The sequence below is a fragment of the Streptomyces sp. NBC_00557 genome (assembly GCF_036345995.1).
Classification (GTDB): Bacteria; Actinomycetota; Actinomycetes; order Streptomycetales; family Streptomycetaceae; genus Streptomyces.
In genome coordinates, this window is sequence record NZ_CP107796.1 from 8248826 (window position 1) to 8265948 (window position 17123).

The following is a 17123-nucleotide window of genomic DNA, read 5'->3' on the forward strand; positions in this document are numbered from 1 at the left end:
ACCTGCCTCCTGGGCCTGGCGTGAGCACCCGCCGGATGTGCGCGGCCCATCGGGCGCACCGCAGATGACCGCCATCGTCAACGTGGTCCACGCCCTGGGCGCCTGTGCTCCACCACCGACAGTACCCGCAGCGCGCACCGGGCGCTGCGGGTACCGCACGTCCCAGGGAGCGGGAGGTACGGCGGCCCGCTCAGGGGCGTGCGGTGACCAGTGTGTCCACCAAGGCGCGGGCGGACTCCGGGGCTCTTCATACGTCGAGTTCAGCGAGGTCGCTGCCCGATCCGCTCGGCAGCCTTTTCGGCGATCATGACCGTGGGTGCGTTCGTGTTTCCACTGATGACAGTCGGCATGACTGAGGCGTCGACGACACGGAGTCGCTCGACTCCGTGGACCTCCAGATCCGAATTGACGACGGAGCCGTGTCCGGTTCCCATGGCGCAGGTGCCCACCGGGTGATAGGCCGTGGCACTCCATCTGCGGACGTGCTCTTCGAGAGCCGCGTCGTCCAGACGGTCCAGGTCGTCACTGGCGGGCAGGTACGACCGCCCCAGGTAGTCGGCGAACGGTGCGCGGTGGGCGATGCCCATGACCGCTCTGAGTCCGGCGACCATGACCGACGCATCCGCGGGCACGTCGAAGTACCGGGGATCGATCAGCGGAGGGGTCTGCGGATCAGGCGACGCGAGACGGACGGTGCCGCGATTCTGCGGGTGCAGGGGGACGCAGTTCATCGTGAACACCGGCCGGTCAGGTCTTTCCTCACCGCTGAGAATGAGTGCCGTGGCCCCTCCCACCAACTGGACGTCAGGACGGCTGCTGCGGCCGCCCGTGACGTTGAGGAACGCGCCGACCTCGCCGTAGTTGGAGGCGAAGGGCCCGTCGCCGTGTGTGCGCCACCGGTCGAGGTTGTCCGGGGTGAGCAGGTCCCGCACGACATCGGTGGAGTTCTGGGTCTCCCACACGATGGGAGCCATCAAATGGTCCTGGAGGTTACGCCCGACGCCGGGCAGGGGGACTCGGACGTCTATCCCCACATCGTGCAGCTCATCGGGATCGCCTATGCCCGACAGAAGCAGCAGCTGGGGTGAGTTGATGGATCCGCCGCAGAGCAGTATCTCCCTGTCGGCGTGGGCCGTCCGCTCCTGTCCGTCCCGGAGATAGGTGATGCCGGCCGCGCGTGATCCGTTGAGTGTGATCTTTGTTGCCAGGGCGCTGGTGCGTACCGTGAGATTGGGTCGGCCGAGGGCCGGGCGCAGATAGGCGTCGGCCGTGGACCATCGCCGCCCGTGGTGGCATGTCACCTGGTACGGGCCGGCACCGACAGGGGATGCACCCGCGAAGTCGTCGTTGCGGTCCAACCCCCATTCCACAGCGGCGTCCAGCCAGGATTGTGAGAGTTCGTGGGTGTAGGTGCGGTCCTCGACGTGCAGGGGTCCGTCCGAACCGTGGTAGGGCTCGCCGAGGCGGCAGTTGGACTCGGACTTCATGAAATAGGGCAGGACGTCGTCGTAGCCCCAGCCTTTCGCACCGTGTTCGTCACGCCAGCTGTCGTAGTCGTGCCGGTTGCCACGGGTGTAGATCATGACGTTGGTGGATGATGAGCCGCCGAGTGTCTTGCCACGGGGCCAGGAGAAGGTGCGTCCCGGCTGGGGCTGTTCGAGCGTCCGGTAGCTCCAGTCGGTATGCGATCCGAAGAGCATTCCGAGTGCGGCTGGGATGTGGATGAGTTCGTCGGTGTCAGGGCCGCCCGCTTCGAGGAGCAGCACGCGGACGCGGTCGTCGCGGCTCAGACGGTGCGCGAGTACGCAACCGGCGCTGCCGGCGCCCACGATGACGTAGTCGAACCCTTCGGTTCCGGTGGAAGTCATGCTGGTTCCCTCGCCCGGCGAGCGGCCGTCGCCCGGACTCGCCCGAGTCGGGCGACGGGCGCCGGCTGTCGCATCAGGGGTGGTAGATCGACTGGAGTTGCTGGTATGCGTGAAGTCCCTCGGGCCCCAGTTCGGTGCCGAGGCCGCTGGCCTTCCTGCCTCCGTAGGGGGAGGTCAGGTCGGGCAGATAGCCGTTGAGCCCGACGGTGCCGGTCCGCAGACGGCGGGCCACCTGGGCACCATGGTCCAGGTCCGTGGTCCAGACGGTGCCGGCGAGGCCGTAGGCCGAATCGTTCGCCAGGCGCACCGCGTCGTCCTCGCCGTCGTAGGGCGTGATCGTGAGGACCGGGCCGAAGATTTCCTCCTGCGCGATGGTCGATGAGTTCTCGACGTCGACGAATACGGTGGGTTCGACGAACCAGCCCCGATCGAGGCCGGGTGGCCGGCCCCCTCCGGTGGTGAGCTGAGCCCCTTCGTTGAGGCCGGTCTTGATGTAACCCAGGACTCGTTCGCGCTGGCGCCGACTGACGAGCGGGCCGATCTCGGTGTCGGGGTCGAGCGCGTCACCGACGACGGCGTCGCGGGCCATCGCCGTACAGAACTCGACCACTTCCCGATACCTGCTGCGGGGAGCCAGGATCCTGGTACTGGCGTAACAGGTCTGACCGTTGTTCAGCAGACTGGCCATGAAGAACTGCTCCGCGGTCGCGGTGAGGTCGGCGTCGTCGAGGACGACGGCGGCGGACTTGCCTCCCAGTTCCAGGCTTACCGGTCGCAGCAATTCGGCGCATGCGGCGGCCACTTGGCGTCCCGCTCTGGTGGATCCGGTGAACGACACCTTGTCGATGTCAGGATGGGAGACCAGATAGGCGCCGGTGTCACGGCCGCCCGGAACGATGTTGATCACGCCGTCGGGAATGCCCGCTTCCTCGACGGCCTCCGCCAGCAGCACCGAGTCGAGGACCGTCTCCGGAGCCGGCTTGAGGACGAGCGCGCAACCGGCCGCCAGTGCCGGGGCCGCCTTGAAGAAGGCGATGGTCTGAGGGAAGTTCCACGTCATGATTGCGGCTACGACGCCTGCGGGTTCCCGGCGGACCAAGGTGGTGCCACGGGGCAGTCCGGTGCGCAGTTCCTCGGACGTCATGCTGTCGGCCAGACCCGCGTAGTAGCGCAGCAGGGCTGACGGCACCACACCTTCGAAGGACCGGGCGATGGTGATCGGCATGCCGTTCTGCGCGCTGACGGCGGCGGACGTTGCCCCCTTCCTCGCCTCGAGCGCATCCGCGAGACGGATCATGGCGGCCGCGCGATGTTCAGGGCCCCAGGAGGACCAGCCGGCCGGTGCGTCGAATGCGGCACGAGCGGCTCCGACCGCTCGGTCGATGTCGTCCTGGGAACCGTCCGGTACGGCACCGAGATGATCGCCGGTACTCGCGGATGCGACGTCGATGACACGGTCGCTGGACGTGTGCACCCAGCGTCCGCCGATGAAAAGATGGTTGGGATGCATTGGTGAACTCTCCCCACGGCATGCCACGGGACCACGACACTCCGTGGTGTTCGATAGGTGGATGACCAGCGGGCACGAGGGTGCTCAGCGCGGTACGCAGGCCGCTGACGGTCATGGTTTTCCTGCGCGGTGGCCCGGCGCGTCGAATCTGCGGGTGGGCCACGTCTGCGACGCCCCTTGCGCCTGGTGCCGGCCCTGGGGGAGCGCTTTCATGATTCACAACTGAATAAATTCGACATTACACCCATCTGGGGTAATCTGCTACCAGATGGGAAGAATATTAGCGAGATGGCCACAGGCATGGCCGTCGCCCGATGGGTGAAGTCAGGCAGCCGGCTCAAGACCTCACACGAGGCCCCTGAGCATCGTGGTGGCGGCCGGGCCCCGGTGCATGACATCGCGCCATGAGCAGAGCAGTACGCCTCAAGGAGGTGGCACATCGTGAGGACATATGGCGGAGTCACGGCGGAAGAGCGCGCTTCGCTCCGCCGCCGGCGCCTCATGGAAAGCGGCCTGGAACTCTTCTCCAGCCGCGGATATGCCCACACCTCCATCCGTGCGGTACTCCGCCACGCCGGACTGAAGGACAGGTACTTCGCGGAGAGCTTCACCTCCCTCGACGATCTCATGGCGGCGCTCATGAGGGACATCTACGAGGAACAGATCACCCGGTGCGCCGGCGTGATCGCCACAGACCAGCCACTGCGCGACCGGGCTCGAAACGTGATCGACGCCATCGTCGCGCTCTCTGTGGAAGAACCGAGAAAAGGGCGCGTCAAACTCACGGAGTCCCTGGGAGCCGGTCCTCTCACAGCACACGAACGGCGTCTGGGCCTGCAGCGCATGAGCGGCCTCGTGGACTCCCTCCTGAGGGAAGGGCTTCACGATCCTCGGATGGACCCCGCCACCCTGTCCGTGGCCGTCGTGGGGGCCGTCAGCGAGATGCTGCTGAGCTGGTTCAACGGAGAGCTGGGCATCTCCAGGGAGGAACTGGTGGATCAGGGCCTCCTCCTCTTCGAGGCCATCACCGAGCACGCCTCGGAAACATCACGAGAATGACAGAGCAGCCGGCGTCAGCAGCTCCCAGCGACCATCCGGAACCGCCTTCCTGTCGACGGTGGCTCAGGCGTTCACGAACGGGCCCTCGAGCTTCGGCGTCCCAGCGCGAGTGGGGTTGCTCGTCAGCTCAGCAGCGATCGAGGCCGTGAGGCCAGGATCGCCTCGGCCTCGTCGCCGATCGTCCGGACCACTTCTGCGGCGGGACGGACGGCATTGACGAAGATCGCCGACTGGCCATAGAGAATCGCGCTCGTGTCAGGGTTGGGCGGGCCCTCCACGGGACTGACATTCTTGGAAAGCGCGAATTCCTCCTTGCGGTCCCGCAGAGCCGCCTCGCGCTCTGACCACTCATCGGTGAACCGATTGCGGCGAACTCGTTCACCGATGGTCTCCGGCCACGGCAGCCCCGACACGATGTCGTAGGTCCGTGTCCATGCGGTGTCACTGCCGTCACTTTCCACGATCAGGCGCTTGTGGGCATCGTGTACCTCGATCGCTTCGGGCGTGGCGAGAAACGCCGTGCCCAGCCATGCGCCGTCCGCCCCGGCGGTCAGGACGGCCGCCAGGGTTCGGCCATCGCCAATTCCTCCTGCGGCCAGCACAGGAACATCGGGGTAACGCCTCACGATCCCCGCCAGGAACGGCAGAAGGCCCATCCTCCCGGTATGGCCACCGGCCTCCGTGCCCTGCGCCACGAGGACATCGGCACCGGCGGCGACGGCCGTCTGCGCGTCATCGTAGTTCTGTACTTGGCACATCACCCGCGCTCCAACGGCCTTGGCACGAGCAAGCCACGGCTGCGGGTCCGCGAACGACAGCGCGATGACCTCTGGTCGCTCTTCCAGAGCGGCCTCGAAATGCGGTTCGGTGAAGGGGAGGAACGGCGTGATGAAGCCGACTCCGAAAGGAAGGTGGGTCGTAGCGCGGATGGTTGCGATCTCCGCATGGATCCAGTCCGGCCCTTTCCAGGGATGTGTACCCCCGAAGGAGCCGAGCCCGCCGGCCGCGGAGACAGCGGCGGCTAGTGTTCCGCCGCTGTGCAGTGCCATCGGGGCCGCCATCACCGGGTAGGTGATACCGAACATTTCGGTGAATCTCGTACGCAACATGGGTCGACGCTAGCGAACACAGTGCGCCCAGCCCACCAGCAGCACGCGACTCGCCCGCGCCAAGCTACTCGATCGCGGAAGCGGAACCATGGAGCGCCCGAGCCGGCCGGATTTCCAGGTGATGTCGGCCGTGGATCGTGGAGGGCGATTTGTCATTCGACTGCATCGCAACGTACGAGAGGGAATGCTCGCCCTGATCTTCACGGACGGCCAAGGTAAGAGTCGGCGCAACTGGCCGATCCCGTATGCCGCGCAGACGCCCGAGTCTTGTTGGAGGGGGCTCGGGCCCGTGTGTGCGCACGCTGATGTTGTGTGGCCGATCACGGCGCACCGAGCAGCTTTTGCGACAGTTTGACATTGAAGGGCTGCCCTGTTCTCTGGGTCTGTTCTTGAGGCGGTGGAGGTCAGGTGAGGGCGCTCAGGGCCGCGGGGCCGTGCTGGAAGTCAGGGTCGACCTGGGTGGTGACGTCCCGGCCGGTGGCCTCGTTGGCCCAGGCGGTGGCGTTGCGCAGGTGGAACTCCACGGCGTGCTTCTGGAAGGCCGCCCAGTTCTTGATGCGGGCGTCCACGGCTGCGCGTAGCAGGTTCAGGGTGCGGGTGTTGTGCGGCTCCAGCTCGCCGTGGCCGCGGCCCTGTTCCTGGGCGCGTACGCAGGAGGACTGCTCGCAGTGGGCGAGCAGGTCGTCGCCGACATGCTCCTGGAGAAAGAGCAGGTGGTCCTCGCCGGTGACCTTGTTGCCCGCGACGGCGACCAGGATGCCGAACTCTGCTGCGTGGTCGCGGTACTGGCAGTACACGGAGACGCTCTCGCGGGTCGGTTCGACCACCAGGAACGTCATGTCGAAGCATGTGAACAGGCCGGAGGCGAAGGCGTCGGCGCCGGCGGTCATGTCAACGACGACGTACTCGCCGGGACCGTCGACGAGGTGATTGAGGTACAGCTCAACCGCGCCGAGCTTGGAGTGGTAGCAGGACCCTCCGAGGTCATTCTCGTCAAAGGCGCCGGTGACCATGAGCGGTACGCCGGCGACCTGCCGGACGTGACGACCGTCGATCTCATCGTCGCCGAGCGGACGCGGTAGTCGGGAGCCGCGTCCGGGCGGGGTCGCCTTGACCATGGCTTCGTGGGAAGGGATCCCCGGGTTGCTGCCCCGCAGGTAGTCCTTGATCTGGCCGGTGCGCGGGCTGAGCGGTGGCGCGGCGAAGACTGTCCCGTATGAGGGCGTGAGTTATCCGGTGAGGGCCAGGTTGTGGAGCTGGGCGATGACGAGCATGGCCTGGTGCACGCCGTTGCCCTTGAGTCGGCAGTCCCGCGGGATTTTCCAGTTCTTCAGCCGGGACAGGGCGTGTTCCACCCGGGCTCGCGCCCGGCGGTGGACGGCGATCTCCGCTTCTTGGTGGGGGCTGAGGTGCGTCTGACCTCGTCGTTCACGGTGTGGGATGAGCAGGCCGGTGCCCCCCAACTCGTCCAGCCACGTCATCCAGGCTTCCAGGTCGGCATGCGTACCACCTGGAACGATACGTGGTCTTCCAAGCAGTCCGGCGCCGGCGGCCGAGCCTCTGCGCCGCGCTGCCGTTCCTGATCCCGACGTTCAGCCTCGGCGATGTGCTGCCCTGCCCGGTCCAGGGACAGGACGAGCCAGGTGTCCAGGACGCGGAGGCGTGGCAGCCCGGAGGTATATCGTTCACTTGTTCAATCGTAAAGGGGATTTTTCGACTGTGCCGCTTCATGGATAGTTGGTGCACATTGGACATATGTACCCTCCTAGGCAGCACTCCGCCCTCACCCGGCACCGGTGGTATCCCACCTGGGGGTTGGTGGTGCTCCCCCTAGCACTGATCGCTGCCATCACCGTCGTGGACATCAGCACCCCGGAATCAGTCCACCTCGGTCCGCTTCTCGTCGTGGCACCAGCCATCACCGTTTCATTCGGAGGGGCCTGGCTGACCGGACTGGTCGGTGCACTGGCGGTAGCGGCTCAGGTGAGCATAGCCGTGTTCCACGGGGGCCTCTCCACGCCCAACCACATCGCGCAGATCATCGGGCTCGCATTCCTCTCGATCATGGCCGTGATCGTCCGCTTGGTGCGTGACCGGCGCAGCTCAGAGCTCGTCCAGGTGCGTTCCGTTTCCGAAACCGCGCAGCGCGCGCTGCTACGCCCGCTGCCGCGCAGACTCGGCCCCCTGCACATCTCGTCCACGTACCTGGCCGCCGCGAAAGAGGCCAGTATCGGCGGTGACCTGTACGCCGTGGCCCGCACCGGTAACCGCACCCGTGTGCTCATCGGCGATGTCAGAGGAAAAGGACTGGCCGCAGTCGGGGAGGCAGCCGCGCTGATGGGCGCGTTCCAGGAGGCCGCCTACCAGCACGCCACGCTCCCGGCCCTCGCCAGCGCCCTGGACCACAGTGCGTGCCGCTACCTGACCCAGTTCCCCGGTGCGGACGACGAGGTGCAGGAGCACTTCATCACCGCGCTGTTGCTGGAGATCCCCGACGATGACTTCGTGGCACGGCTGACGCACTGCGGGCACCCATCGCCCCTGCTCATCAGCCGAGGGCAGGTGACAAGTGTCCCGAGCCCCCCGGCGCCGCCCCTGGGTATGTGCGCGCTGGAGCAGGGCATCCGCACGTCTCACACCTTCTCGTTCGAGCCCGGTGACACTCTCCTGCTCTTCACCGACGGTCTGGTCGAGGCCCGCGACGCCAGCGGGGCTTTCTACCCACTGGAAGGGCGGCTTGCCCAGTGGGCCAAGTGCAGTCCAGAAGCGCTCATCGAATGGCTCCAGCGGGACCTTCTCACCTACACCGGCGGCGCCCTCCGCGACGATGCCGCCGTCCTTGTCATCCGGCGAGCAGGACTTGTGCACGATGGACGCCGTTACGGCGAGCTCGTCGGCAGCGACGGGCGACAGGTAGCCGACCACGACCATCGCTAGCCCGAGGCCGATCCGGTGGTTGTGGTCAGCAGGGACAGCGGGGCCCCCTTGTGCTACTGAACTTCATCGGGTCATGTTGGGCGGTTCGCCTGCGGGTTGATGCGGGTGATCGGTACTGCCGGCGCCTATGAGGTATGCGCAAGGCGGTGGGTTGACTGATGGGCAGACGGCGGCGCGGGAGCGGGTGCGGCTGGAGGCCGTGGGGCGGTTGGAGGTCGGGGAGACGACTCCGCGCCGGGCACCGCGGTGGCGCTGCGGGTCTCGGAGCGGTCGGTGGAGCGGTGGCGGCGGAGCTGGCGGGTGCCGGATCACCCGCGGCAGCACAGAAGCCCGTCCGCGATATGCGGCGGTGGGCCCGGGGTGGTCCTGCGTGTGCACATGGGACGCAGGACCACCAGGCCCGAGCACTGCCTGTCACGAGCTGGGCACTGCAAACGTAGGGCGGTTCGGTGGTTCGCGCAGCCGCTGTGGGGCCTATGGGTGAGAGCCCGGCCGAGCCGGGGCCTCACCCACCGCCGGCCGGGTCCAGGTTGCCGCCGGCGCGCAGACCCATGCGGCGTCATGGTCACCGCCGCCGCCCAGAGGCTTGCCCGGTCTGCGGCCGATTCTGCCGCCTCCGCAACCAGGCAGCGGCCTGGCCTTAGAACTCCTAACGCACCTGCCGCAGGAACTGGGCTTCGGCTCGGGCATGACCTGCTGGCGCCGACTGGCGGAGTGGACCGCAGCCGGGGTGTGGCCCCGGCTGCACGAGGCCCTGCTCGCCGAGCTGCGGGCCGCGAACGCCCTGGACTTCTCCCGGGCGGCAGTCGACGGCTCCCACATCCGGGCGTTAAAGGGGGAGCCAAGACTGGACGAAGCCCTGTCGACCGGGGCAGGACGGGCAGCAAGCATCACCTGATCACCGACGCGACCAGCATCCCACTCGCCGTCACGCTGACCGGCGGCCATCGCAACGACGCCACCCAACTGATCCCGCTCCTCCAAGCGGTGCCGCCCATTCGCGGCAAGCGCGGCCGCCCCCGGCGCCGCCCGGGCGCAGTATTGGGCGACCGCGGCTACGACCACGACAAGTACCGCCGCCTAGTGTGGGACCTTGGTGTGAAACCACTGATCGCCCGCCGTGGCACGGAGCACGGCTCCGGCCTGGGCACCGAACGCTCGGTGGTGGAGCGCGCGTTCGCCCATCTGCACTGGTTCCGCCGCCTGCGGATCCGCTGGGAGATCCGCGACGACATCCACGAAGCCTTCCTCGCCCTCGGATGCGCACTCATCTGCTGGCGGCGCCTGAACGGACTCCGGTAGGAGATTCTGGTTCGGCGACAAAACCTTGTACAGCGCGCCTCCACGAGAACCTTCCGACGGGCTGAGTACCGGGCGAACCGGCAGCGGTTGCTCCGCTCGAAGTAACGTCAGGGCGCATGGTGTCTCTGTTCGCATTCTTCGGTCCGCCCGCGATCACACTTTCCCTCTTCGCCGTTGGGGCATTTCCGTACGCGTTGTGGGTGACCAGGAGGAAGCCCTCGCGGTCGGCCCGCTGGGCGGTGATCGGCAGCGCGGCAGCGATCGCCGCCTACGGGGCCGGAACCGTATACGGGATTGCCTTCACGAAACCGCTCGACGTGTGTGGAGACAAGACCGGTGACGGCGTGTACATGGATGCCGGGCGGGACTACGGGCTGACATCGGTGAGCGTGGACAGCTTCCCTCCGTCCATCACCTGCCACTGGACCAGCGGGCACAGCACCGAAGCGGTGTGGTTCTGGACTGCGCCCCTGCTGTACGCAGGGCTGGCGTGCTCCGTCGCCTCATGCGCCCTGCTCCTCATCAACCGAAGGCGAAGGCCCTGAGCGCCAGGGTCACCTCAGCTCGGTGGGACGGCGTCGCCTTGCCACCGGTCCCGCCCTGGCTCGAGCACGCGGTGACCGCCATCAGCACACCAGCCACATGACCCATGCCGAACGCATTCGCCCCCTGACGCTTCCGAACGGAATCCCGTTTTACCACCGTGACCCGTGCCAGGGCAGACAGATCGCCGCGTCGGTGGTGATGCCCTGCTGCGTCGGTACCCCGCGCAGGCCGAAGTGCAGGAGGAGGAGCGGTGCCTGCCGCTGAGCGGGAGGGCGCTGGCCGCGCGAAGTGCTCGTGCCGGTCCTGCTCAACTCTGCCGGCGAACGAGCCGCTCCACGCCGAGCGGTCCATCCGGGCCACCGCGGCGTGATCAGGGCGCCACCGAGAAGACCGGCCTGATCCGTTTCCGGGATGACTCCCCTGAAAGGCCGCAGGTGGAGGAACATCCCTTACCACGAGGGGTGATTGCTGCGGTGAAGGCCACCGCCGCCACGGTCGACAACGCGCCGAAGCGGCCCGCCGTTGTGCCACCGCAGCGCGCCCGGCACCGACACGACGCCGCCCCGGACGCCTTCGCCGGCGGACGACGTTGCGCTCTGCGTTGTTCGAGAGGCAGAACAGCACGTCCACCGCTGCTGGCAGCACCTGCAGGCACCTACCGGCCCACCCTCAGTGACCGCGCGCGGCCGAGACCGCCACTGCCCTATCCTCTCGGCCCCTGGCCGGTCCCCTCCGGCGCAGCGGGCGCCGTATGTCCTCGGTGAGGAATCCCGCGCAGCACGCGGACGATGCGACGCAGCCGAGCGCCACTCCAGCGGCCGACAGCTTCAGCGCTACTCCGTCCGGTGCCCCGGGCGGCGGCCCCAGCCGCTCGTCGACGTGCCCGCGCGGGTCGACGGTCACGACGACCCGCGTTCCTGTCGGCGACTGCTCGCCCCGAAGCTGGTGCGTGGTCCCGTCCGGCAGCCGTACGACCACCCCGGAAGAGGTGCCGTCCGGTGTCGACGACTTCCACTGCCGGGTCACCACACCGGTCACCGCGACTCCGCGGTCATGCAGAGCCTGCTGGTCGGAATCCTGCTGGCCGAAATGCAGCACAAAGCCGTACGCAGAGACCATGAGCAGGCCTATGCCGCCTGCGATGACGTAGGACGCCTTCTCGCGGCCACGGGAGTGGAGGTACACGGCCGACAGCCCGGGGACGAGCAGGGCGACGACCACTCCGCCGCATGCCAGGAAGAAGGCCATCGGGTTCCGGTGCCCCTGTGACCACAGCGCCAGCAGCGGCCATGCCGTGGCCAGGGTGAACCCGGTCGCCACGAACGACCCCGCGGCGAATAGTCCCAGCCATCCTCCGGCACGCCCGGCCGCCCTCAGCACGGCTGGCCCCCAGGAACTCGCCATGTCGCCAGGGTGACCGCGCTGCCCGCTTCGGGCAAGCTCCCCGGCAGACACTCCGGGTGCTGACATGAGGGCATCCACGCGGGTGTTCTCTGTAGTTCTCCGGTGAAGCTGTCACCGGCCGGGGGCGTCCTCGTTCCGCTCCTGCTTCCTCCGCCGGTTCCAATCCTGGCGCGCCACGTCAGCGACCAGCCGGGTGCGCCACTCCTGCAGACGCTTCATCTCGTGGTCACCGAGGTTCTCGTCAACGCCGTAGATGGTCCTCCGCTCGGCTTCGATCTCCTCCTCTAGGAGGTCCACGCCTCGGCCAGCAGAGTCCCACATGCCGGACCAGCGGCACCGCCATCAGCGCCCACAGCACCAGGCAGCACCACGCGCCTACCACGGCGCCGGGCTGAGCAGGCCCTCATCTCGGTGGTCGCCACCGCTGCCGCTCCGACACTCACGCACTCACGCCGGCCCCAGAGTGAGGGTCTGTGCTGTCTCCGCCGCCGGGCACGGGTCCAGGCTGTCGAGGAAGGCGCGGGCGGCATCCGGGAGCGGGCGACGTCACCGGGACGGACACCCTTCCCCACGACCAGGGCCCGGCCGGGGCCCTGGTCGTGGGGTCGTCTCCATGTCGGTCAGGCGCTGCCGCCCACCCTCGATCGGCTCTACGCCAGGCTCAGCGCTTGCCCGCCGGGGCCGGGATTCAACCAGGCACAGCACTCTTCCGGGTGTATTTGAGGACAGAAATACCTGCACGGGTCAGAGAGAAAATCTGTCATGGCGGTGGTAGACATTCGCTTGTTCGCGGGGCTACCATTTCTCTCGTACCCAGGAAGTCGCAGTGGGTACGGCAGACAGGAACTGCCGTACAGGTCAAGCAGGACGCGACCCGAAGGGGTCGCGAGCAGTACCCGCGGTATCCAGCAGTACCACCGAGTAACCGAAGGTAAGGAGCAACAGGCGCCATCAGGATCGCCCGGGCGAGGAAGCAGTCCGCCCGGGTACCGCAAGACCCCGGATTGGAAGGTGGTCCCCGGTCACGCATCCGCGATCCCCGCAGCACCGCCGTCCCAGGCGGATCTGCGGACGAACAAGGCCGGCGCAGTCGGCCGGTAGATGGTGTTGAAAGCTCGGGGCCCGGGTGCCAGTACGGCACCCGGGCCCCCCGACGCGTCCCCCGGAAAGAAGAGGTCTATGCCCCCTCGCAGTACCCGCACCGCCGACATCCTCGACGACGACGACTACCCCGCCTACACCATGGGCCGGGCCGCCGAGATGCTCGGCACCACTCCCGCCTTCCTCCGCGCTCTCGGCGAACACCGCCTGATCACCCCCCTGCGCTCCGAAGGCGGCCACCGCCGCTACTCCCGCTACCAGCTGCGCATCGCCGCCCGCGCCCGCGAACTCGTCGACCAGGGCACCCCCATCGAGGCCGCCTGCCGCATCGTGATCCTCGAAGACCAACTCGAAGAAGCCCAGCGCATCAACGAGCAACTGCGCGCCCAAGCCACCCAGCCGCAGCCGAAAACCTCGGCCTGACAAGGACGCCGGTCGCGATCTCAAAGCGGCTTTCAGCAGGCCGCCGAGCCGTGATCGGCGGTAGCCGGCACCCGGCGGTCACGGCTCAGGGCGCTGGAGAAGACGCCGTCGGCGTCCACTCCAGCATCCCTCTCCGCAGTCCCGTCCCGGGCCGCGACCAGCAGATTCCCGCCTCCCGGTGTCTCCGTGACCGTGTGACCGAGTTCCACCGGCAGCCCCGGCACCCACTGGCCGCGCCGTCGACCCAGTGAAATCTCGCCTGATGGAGGCACCATCCGCCGAGATATGGACGCTGTCCGACGGCCGCGACGTTCTGATCGTTTCCGATCCGCGACGCCGTCCTGGTCCTGCACGCCATGCGCTGGGTGGACGAGCTCCGCGACCCCACCGAGCTGCTCCCGCCGCCGGTCGACGTGACCGACGAGGAGGTCGAGTGCGCGCTCGCCCTCATGGACACGATGACCGTGGACGACCTTGTGGCCCGGAGTCCCAGGACCGGTACACGGAGGCCATCGTCCAGATCGGCGAGGCGAAACGCGAGGAGAAGCCGCTGCCGGAGACGCCCGAGCCCGAGCAGCCGGCACAGGTGCTCGACCTGATGGCCGCTCTGCAGGAGTCCGTGTCGAACGTGAAGCGGCTCGCGGCGAGGACGTGGGCCCGGCCTACGTCCGCGAACTGCCGAAGCCGAAGAAGACGGCCGCGAAGAAGCAGCCGGCCAAGAAGGCCGCGGCGAAGAAGACGACTGCGAAGAAGGCCACGGGGCGACGGCCGCGAAGCGCGTGATCTCGGCGTACCCGTCTTCTCATGGTCGTATCACCCGTTTGCGAGGGGCGGTGCTGGGCACACGGGACCCGCCGCTGAATGCGGACGAATCGTCAACCACGGCAGGAGGCGTGTCTGCCATGTCGGCTGGTGAGAAGGCCAAGGCCAAGGCCGAGCAGGCCAAGGGGAAGCTCAAGAGGGCCATGGGACGAGCCGCCGTCGACGACCCGATGGTCGCCGAGGGCCAGGCGGAGAAGTCCAAGGGCGATGCGCGCCAGGCCAAGGAGAAGATCAAGGACATGTTCAAGCGCTGAACTCTGGCGCCGCTCATGAGCGCTGGGCCCTCACCCCGACAAGGGGTGAGGGCCCTTGCTGTCACCGAAGCCGTCGCGGAACCGCCTTGCAGGCACGGGTCCCACACCGCGGTCAGCCGCTACCGTGCACCTCGCCGGCCGCCTCGCCCGGCGGGCTGACAAGGGGAGGGGAAGCACCATGGGGTGGATCAAAGACGCCAAGGCGAACATGATCAAAGAGCATGCGCAGCGGGCCGTCACCGAAGGCCGCACCGTGTTCGTCTGCCGGGTCAACCAGGGCGTGTTGCAGAGCAACTTCTCTGGCCCGCTGTCCGGGGTGGCCGAGCAGATCGAGGCCGTGGAAGAGCTGGGCTGGCAGCTGGACCAGGCCTCGTTCAGCCACGACCACAAGGACCACGCATCCGCGTTCCTGACCTTCCGCAGGCCGTGGGGACATGCGGCCGCCCTGCCCCAGCAGATCCAGGCCTCGCCGCGCACGACAAGCTGGGGCGCGCGGTAGCTTGGGCCGATGCCTCCGTGTCCCGCCTTCTGCGCGTCGTGCAGGCAGCCTGTGTCGCTGGTCAGGCCTGTTGTCGAAGGGGACGTATCAGGCGCGCCGGCGCAGGTTTCCGCAGGCCCCTGACCGTTCTGTCGGAGCGGCCTGCGAAGATCACGCCCATGGATCTCGCTGACGCCCTCGCCGGCCTCGACACCCACCCCTGGGCCTTGGTCTCGCATGCCTACGGCCCTGCCGAGGACCTGCCCCACCTGCTGCGCGCCCTCGCCGAGGGCGGCGAGGATGCCCAGGAGGAGGTGATCTCCGAGCTGTACTCGTGCATCCTCCACCAGGGCACGGTGTATTCCGCCAGCGTGGACGCCGTCCCGTACCTCGCCCGGATCGCCGCTGCTGGCCGGCCCGGGACGACCGAAGTCCTGGGCCTGCTCGGCGGGCTGGCCGAGAGCGATGACGAATGGCAGATCGCACCGGGCGCCGTCCGGGCCGCCGTCGCCACCCAGATCCCGCTGCTGACAACGCTGCTGGCCCATGAAGACGTCAACGTCCGCCTCCTCACCGCCTGGACGCTCGGTCACACCCGGGACACGGAGGCCGCCCCGGCCGCCCTGCTGAGCCGGTGGACGGCCGAGGCAGACCCCGGGGTTCGTGCCGAACTGCTCATCGCCCTCGGCCGGGTGGACATCTCAGGCGCCGCCGTCGAGGCCCGCGCACTGCTCGGCGCGGACACGCCCGCGCCACTGCGGCTGGCCGCGCTCCTCGTCACCCTGGACGCCGGGGAGCCGTGGACAGATGCCCACCACGGTGCGGCGCTGGGCCTGCTGCCCGCTCGTGGATTCACCGTCGACCGGTACAGCATGCACCACCGCGAGCCGCTGCACACGATCGTCGACAGCCTGCTGCGCCGCGAGACCGAGGCAGACCGCGAAGCCGCCTTCGCGCTGCTGGACACCGCCCTGCGCGATGGCCGCCCCGAGGTGCGGACCGAGGCGCTCTCCGCGGCCGACCACGCCTGCTACCTCTCCCGCAGCGCTCCCCGGCGACTCGTCCCCGCCATCGTCCCCCTCGTCGCCGAGCAACCGGCGTCGACCCTGCTCGGCAAGCTCGGGCCGGCTGCCGCCGAGGCCGCGCCCTTCCTCGCCGACCTCGCCGCCCAACCCGACGACAAGGCGGCTGACCAGGCATTGGCCGTGCTCGTCCGGGTCGCGCCCCGGCAGGCCGCCCCGCTGCTGGCCCGGCACCTCGACCGGCGTCCCCGGGCGCTCGACGCCGCAAGCGACTTCCACGCGCCACCCTTCCCCTTCCACCCGGCCCTGCTCGCCGCCGTCCGCGTACGCCTGGCCGCAGAGGGGCTCGGCAACAACGAGACCGCCGACCTGGTCCATCTCCTGCGCCAGTGGGGCCCGCAGGCCGCTGCCGCCCTGCCCGAGCTGTACACCGTGCTGCCCCGCTTCCCGTACGCGGCCACCGCCATCACCGCCGTGGCAGCGGCCGGCCCGCGGGCCGTGCGCGAGCAGGCCGGTGCCGTGCTGCGGGCCGCCGCCGGGTCGCTGATGGTGGCGCGGACCCACTATGAGCTCACCGGTGAGACCGACGTCCTGCTCGACGCCGTCGCCACGGCGCTCAGCGCCGGCCCGCGCGAAGTGACCGAGGCCGCCCAGGCCGCCGCCGCCCTGGGCGCGACGGCCGCCGGACTGCTCCCCGCCCTGCGGGCAGCCGTCAGCAAGGACCCCGAGCCGACCACCCCCCAACTGGACGGCGACATCGCGATCGCCACCGCCCTGTGGCAGATCGACGGCGCCGCCGACGAAGCCGTCACGATCCTTGCCTCGGTCCTGGACCGCACCGCCAGCAGCCACCCCTGGTACCGGTGGACCGTCGTCCGCGCCCTCCGCGCCACCGCCCTCCTCGGCGCGTCCGCCCGGCCCCTGATCCCTCGACTGGAACCACTGCTCGCCGACCCCGAGAAGGCCCCCGCCGCTGCCCTGGCCCTGCTCGCCATCACCGACCCCGACGTCGTCGACCTCGGCCGCCTCGCCGAGGCCGTTCTCCACGCCGCCGAAACCGGAGCGGACGTCATCGGCGCCTGTGAGGCCCTCCAAGCCCTCGGTGCCACCGCCCTGAGCACCCAGCAGCGCCGGCGCGTCGCCGAACTCGCTGACGGGGACCGACGCATCGTCGGCTCAGGCGTCGCGAACAGCATCATCCGCGAGGACGAGCGGCTGCGCGCCATTCTGACCGCCATCTGATCCCGAGGCCGGGGCGGACGAGCAATCGATCGCCGCCCCCGCCCGC

Annotated in this window: 13 protein-coding genes and 3 pseudogenes; 9 read left to right on the forward strand and 7 right to left on the reverse strand. The window is 68.7% G+C overall.

Annotated elements, in window-relative coordinates:
• Window positions 1-260: 260 nt before the first annotated feature.
• Together OG956_RS36770 and OG956_RS36775 are read right to left on the reverse strand one after the other, a co-directional pair.
• Window positions 261-1868 carry a GMC family oxidoreductase gene (locus OG956_RS36770; RefSeq protein ID WP_330342345.1) on the reverse strand — a complete coding sequence of 536 codons (1608 nt, stop codon included), beginning with the start codon at window positions 1866-1868 and terminating at the stop codon, window positions 261-263.
• Between the two features lie 73 nt (window positions 1869-1941).
• Entirely contained in the window at window positions 1942-3378 is a 1437-nt protein-coding gene (locus OG956_RS36775; RefSeq protein ID WP_330342346.1) for an aldehyde dehydrogenase, read from the reverse strand.
• A gap of 441 nt (window positions 3379-3819) precedes the next feature.
• Between OG956_RS36775 and OG956_RS36780 the strand changes: the two genes are divergently transcribed.
• Window positions 3820-4437: a TetR/AcrR family transcriptional regulator gene (locus tag OG956_RS36780; RefSeq protein WP_200418085.1), complete on the forward strand. Its 618-nt coding sequence runs from the start codon at window positions 3820-3822 to the stop codon at window positions 4435-4437.
• A gap of 122 nt (window positions 4438-4559) precedes the next feature.
• Here OG956_RS36780 and OG956_RS36785 read toward each other — a convergent pair whose 3' ends face one another.
• The 3 genes and pseudogenes from OG956_RS36785 to OG956_RS36795 all read right to left on the reverse strand — a co-directional run bounded on the left by OG956_RS36785 (window position 4560) and on the right by OG956_RS36795 (window position 7027).
• Window positions 4560-5546 carry an NAD(P)H-dependent flavin oxidoreductase gene (locus OG956_RS36785; protein ID WP_330342347.1) on the reverse strand — a complete coding sequence of 329 codons (987 nt, stop codon included), beginning with the start codon at window positions 5544-5546 and terminating at the stop codon, window positions 4560-4562.
• Window positions 5547-5950: 404 nt separating this feature from the next.
• Window positions 5951-6751, reverse strand: a pseudogene (locus tag OG956_RS36790) (ATP-binding protein); the annotation flags it as partial.
• A 24-nt stretch (window positions 6752-6775) separates the two neighbouring features.
• Window positions 6776-7027, reverse strand: coding sequence for a transposase (locus OG956_RS36795; RefSeq protein WP_330342348.1), 252 nt, complete (start codon window positions 7025-7027; stop codon window positions 6776-6778).
• Between the two features lie 376 nt (window positions 7028-7403).
• Between OG956_RS36795 and OG956_RS36800 the strand changes: the two genes are divergently transcribed.
• From OG956_RS36800 to OG956_RS36810, 4 genes and pseudogenes are all read left to right on the forward strand, one after another.
• Complete coding sequence (locus tag OG956_RS36800; protein ID WP_330342349.1) at window positions 7404-8483, forward strand: PP2C family protein-serine/threonine phosphatase; 1080 nt, start codon at window positions 7404-7406, stop codon at window positions 8481-8483.
• Between the two features lie 127 nt (window positions 8484-8610).
• A pseudogene (locus tag OG956_RS40345) lies at window positions 8611-8783 on the forward strand (helix-turn-helix domain-containing protein); the annotation flags it as partial.
• Between the two features lie 286 nt (window positions 8784-9069).
• Window positions 9070-9785, forward strand: a pseudogene (locus OG956_RS36805) (IS5 family transposase).
• A 116-nt stretch (window positions 9786-9901) separates the two neighbouring features.
• Complete coding sequence (locus tag OG956_RS36810; RefSeq protein ID WP_330342350.1) at window positions 9902-10330, forward strand: hypothetical protein; 429 nt, start codon at window positions 9902-9904, stop codon at window positions 10328-10330.
• A gap of 670 nt (window positions 10331-11000) precedes the next feature.
• On the opposite strand, the gene OG956_RS36815 is transcribed toward OG956_RS36810, so the two are convergent.
• Both OG956_RS36815 and OG956_RS36820 read right to left on the reverse strand, forming a co-directional pair.
• Window positions 11001-11735: a hypothetical protein gene (locus OG956_RS36815; RefSeq protein WP_330342351.1), complete on the reverse strand. Its 735-nt coding sequence runs from the start codon at window positions 11733-11735 to the stop codon at window positions 11001-11003.
• A gap of 111 nt (window positions 11736-11846) precedes the next feature.
• Window positions 11847-12032 carry a hypothetical protein gene (locus tag OG956_RS36820; protein WP_330342352.1) on the reverse strand — a complete coding sequence of 62 codons (186 nt, stop codon included), beginning with the start codon at window positions 12030-12032 and terminating at the stop codon, window positions 11847-11849.
• An 882-nt stretch (window positions 12033-12914) separates the two neighbouring features.
• Between OG956_RS36820 and OG956_RS36825 the strand changes: the two genes are divergently transcribed.
• The 4 genes from OG956_RS36825 (at window position 12915) to OG956_RS36840 (ending at window position 17077) form a co-directional block, all read left to right on the forward strand.
• A complete protein-coding gene (locus OG956_RS36825) occupies window positions 12915-13259 on the forward strand; it encodes a MerR family transcriptional regulator (RefSeq protein WP_330342353.1) in 345 nt (114 codons plus the stop codon).
• 902 nt (window positions 13260-14161) lie between these two features.
• Window positions 14162-14335, forward strand: a complete 174-nt coding sequence (locus OG956_RS36830) for a CsbD family protein (protein WP_070027679.1) — start codon at window positions 14162-14164, stop codon at window positions 14333-14335.
• Window positions 14336-14513: 178 nt separating this feature from the next.
• Window positions 14514-14834 carry a hypothetical protein gene (locus tag OG956_RS36835; RefSeq protein ID WP_330342354.1) on the forward strand — a complete coding sequence of 107 codons (321 nt, stop codon included), beginning with the start codon at window positions 14514-14516 and terminating at the stop codon, window positions 14832-14834.
• A 158-nt stretch (window positions 14835-14992) separates the two neighbouring features.
• Window positions 14993-17077, forward strand: a complete 2085-nt coding sequence (locus OG956_RS36840) for a HEAT repeat domain-containing protein (protein WP_330342355.1) — start codon at window positions 14993-14995, stop codon at window positions 17075-17077.
• Window positions 17078-17123 lie beyond the last annotated feature (46 nt).

Coding starts and splice junctions, on each gene's coding strand:
- OG956_RS36770 (WP_330342345.1), bottom strand. CDS start 1,868: ATGACTTCCACCGGAACCGAAGGGTTCGACTACGTCATCGTGGGCGCC.
- OG956_RS36775 (WP_330342346.1), bottom strand. CDS start 3,378: ATGCATCCCAACCATCTTTTCATCGGCGGACGCTGGGTGCACACGTCC.
- OG956_RS36785 (WP_330342347.1), bottom strand. CDS start 5,546: ATGTTGCGTACGAGATTCACCGAAATGTTCGGTATCACCTACCCGGTG.
- OG956_RS36795 (WP_330342348.1), bottom strand. CDS start 7,027: ATGACGTGGCTGGACGAGTTGGGGGGCACCGGCCTGCTCATCCCACAC.
- OG956_RS36810 (WP_330342350.1), top strand. CDS start 9,902: ATGGTGTCTCTGTTCGCATTCTTCGGTCCGCCCGCGATCACACTTTCC.
- OG956_RS36815 (WP_330342351.1), bottom strand. CDS start 11,735: ATGGCGAGTTCCTGGGGGCCAGCCGTGCTGAGGGCGGCCGGGCGTGCC.
- OG956_RS36825 (WP_330342353.1), top strand. CDS start 12,915: ATGCCCCCTCGCAGTACCCGCACCGCCGACATCCTCGACGACGACGAC.
- OG956_RS36830 (WP_070027679.1), top strand. CDS start 14,162: ATGTCGGCTGGTGAGAAGGCCAAGGCCAAGGCCGAGCAGGCCAAGGGG.
- OG956_RS36835 (WP_330342354.1), top strand. CDS start 14,514: ATGGGGTGGATCAAAGACGCCAAGGCGAACATGATCAAAGAGCATGCG.
- OG956_RS36840 (WP_330342355.1), top strand. CDS start 14,993: ATGGATCTCGCTGACGCCCTCGCCGGCCTCGACACCCACCCCTGGGCC.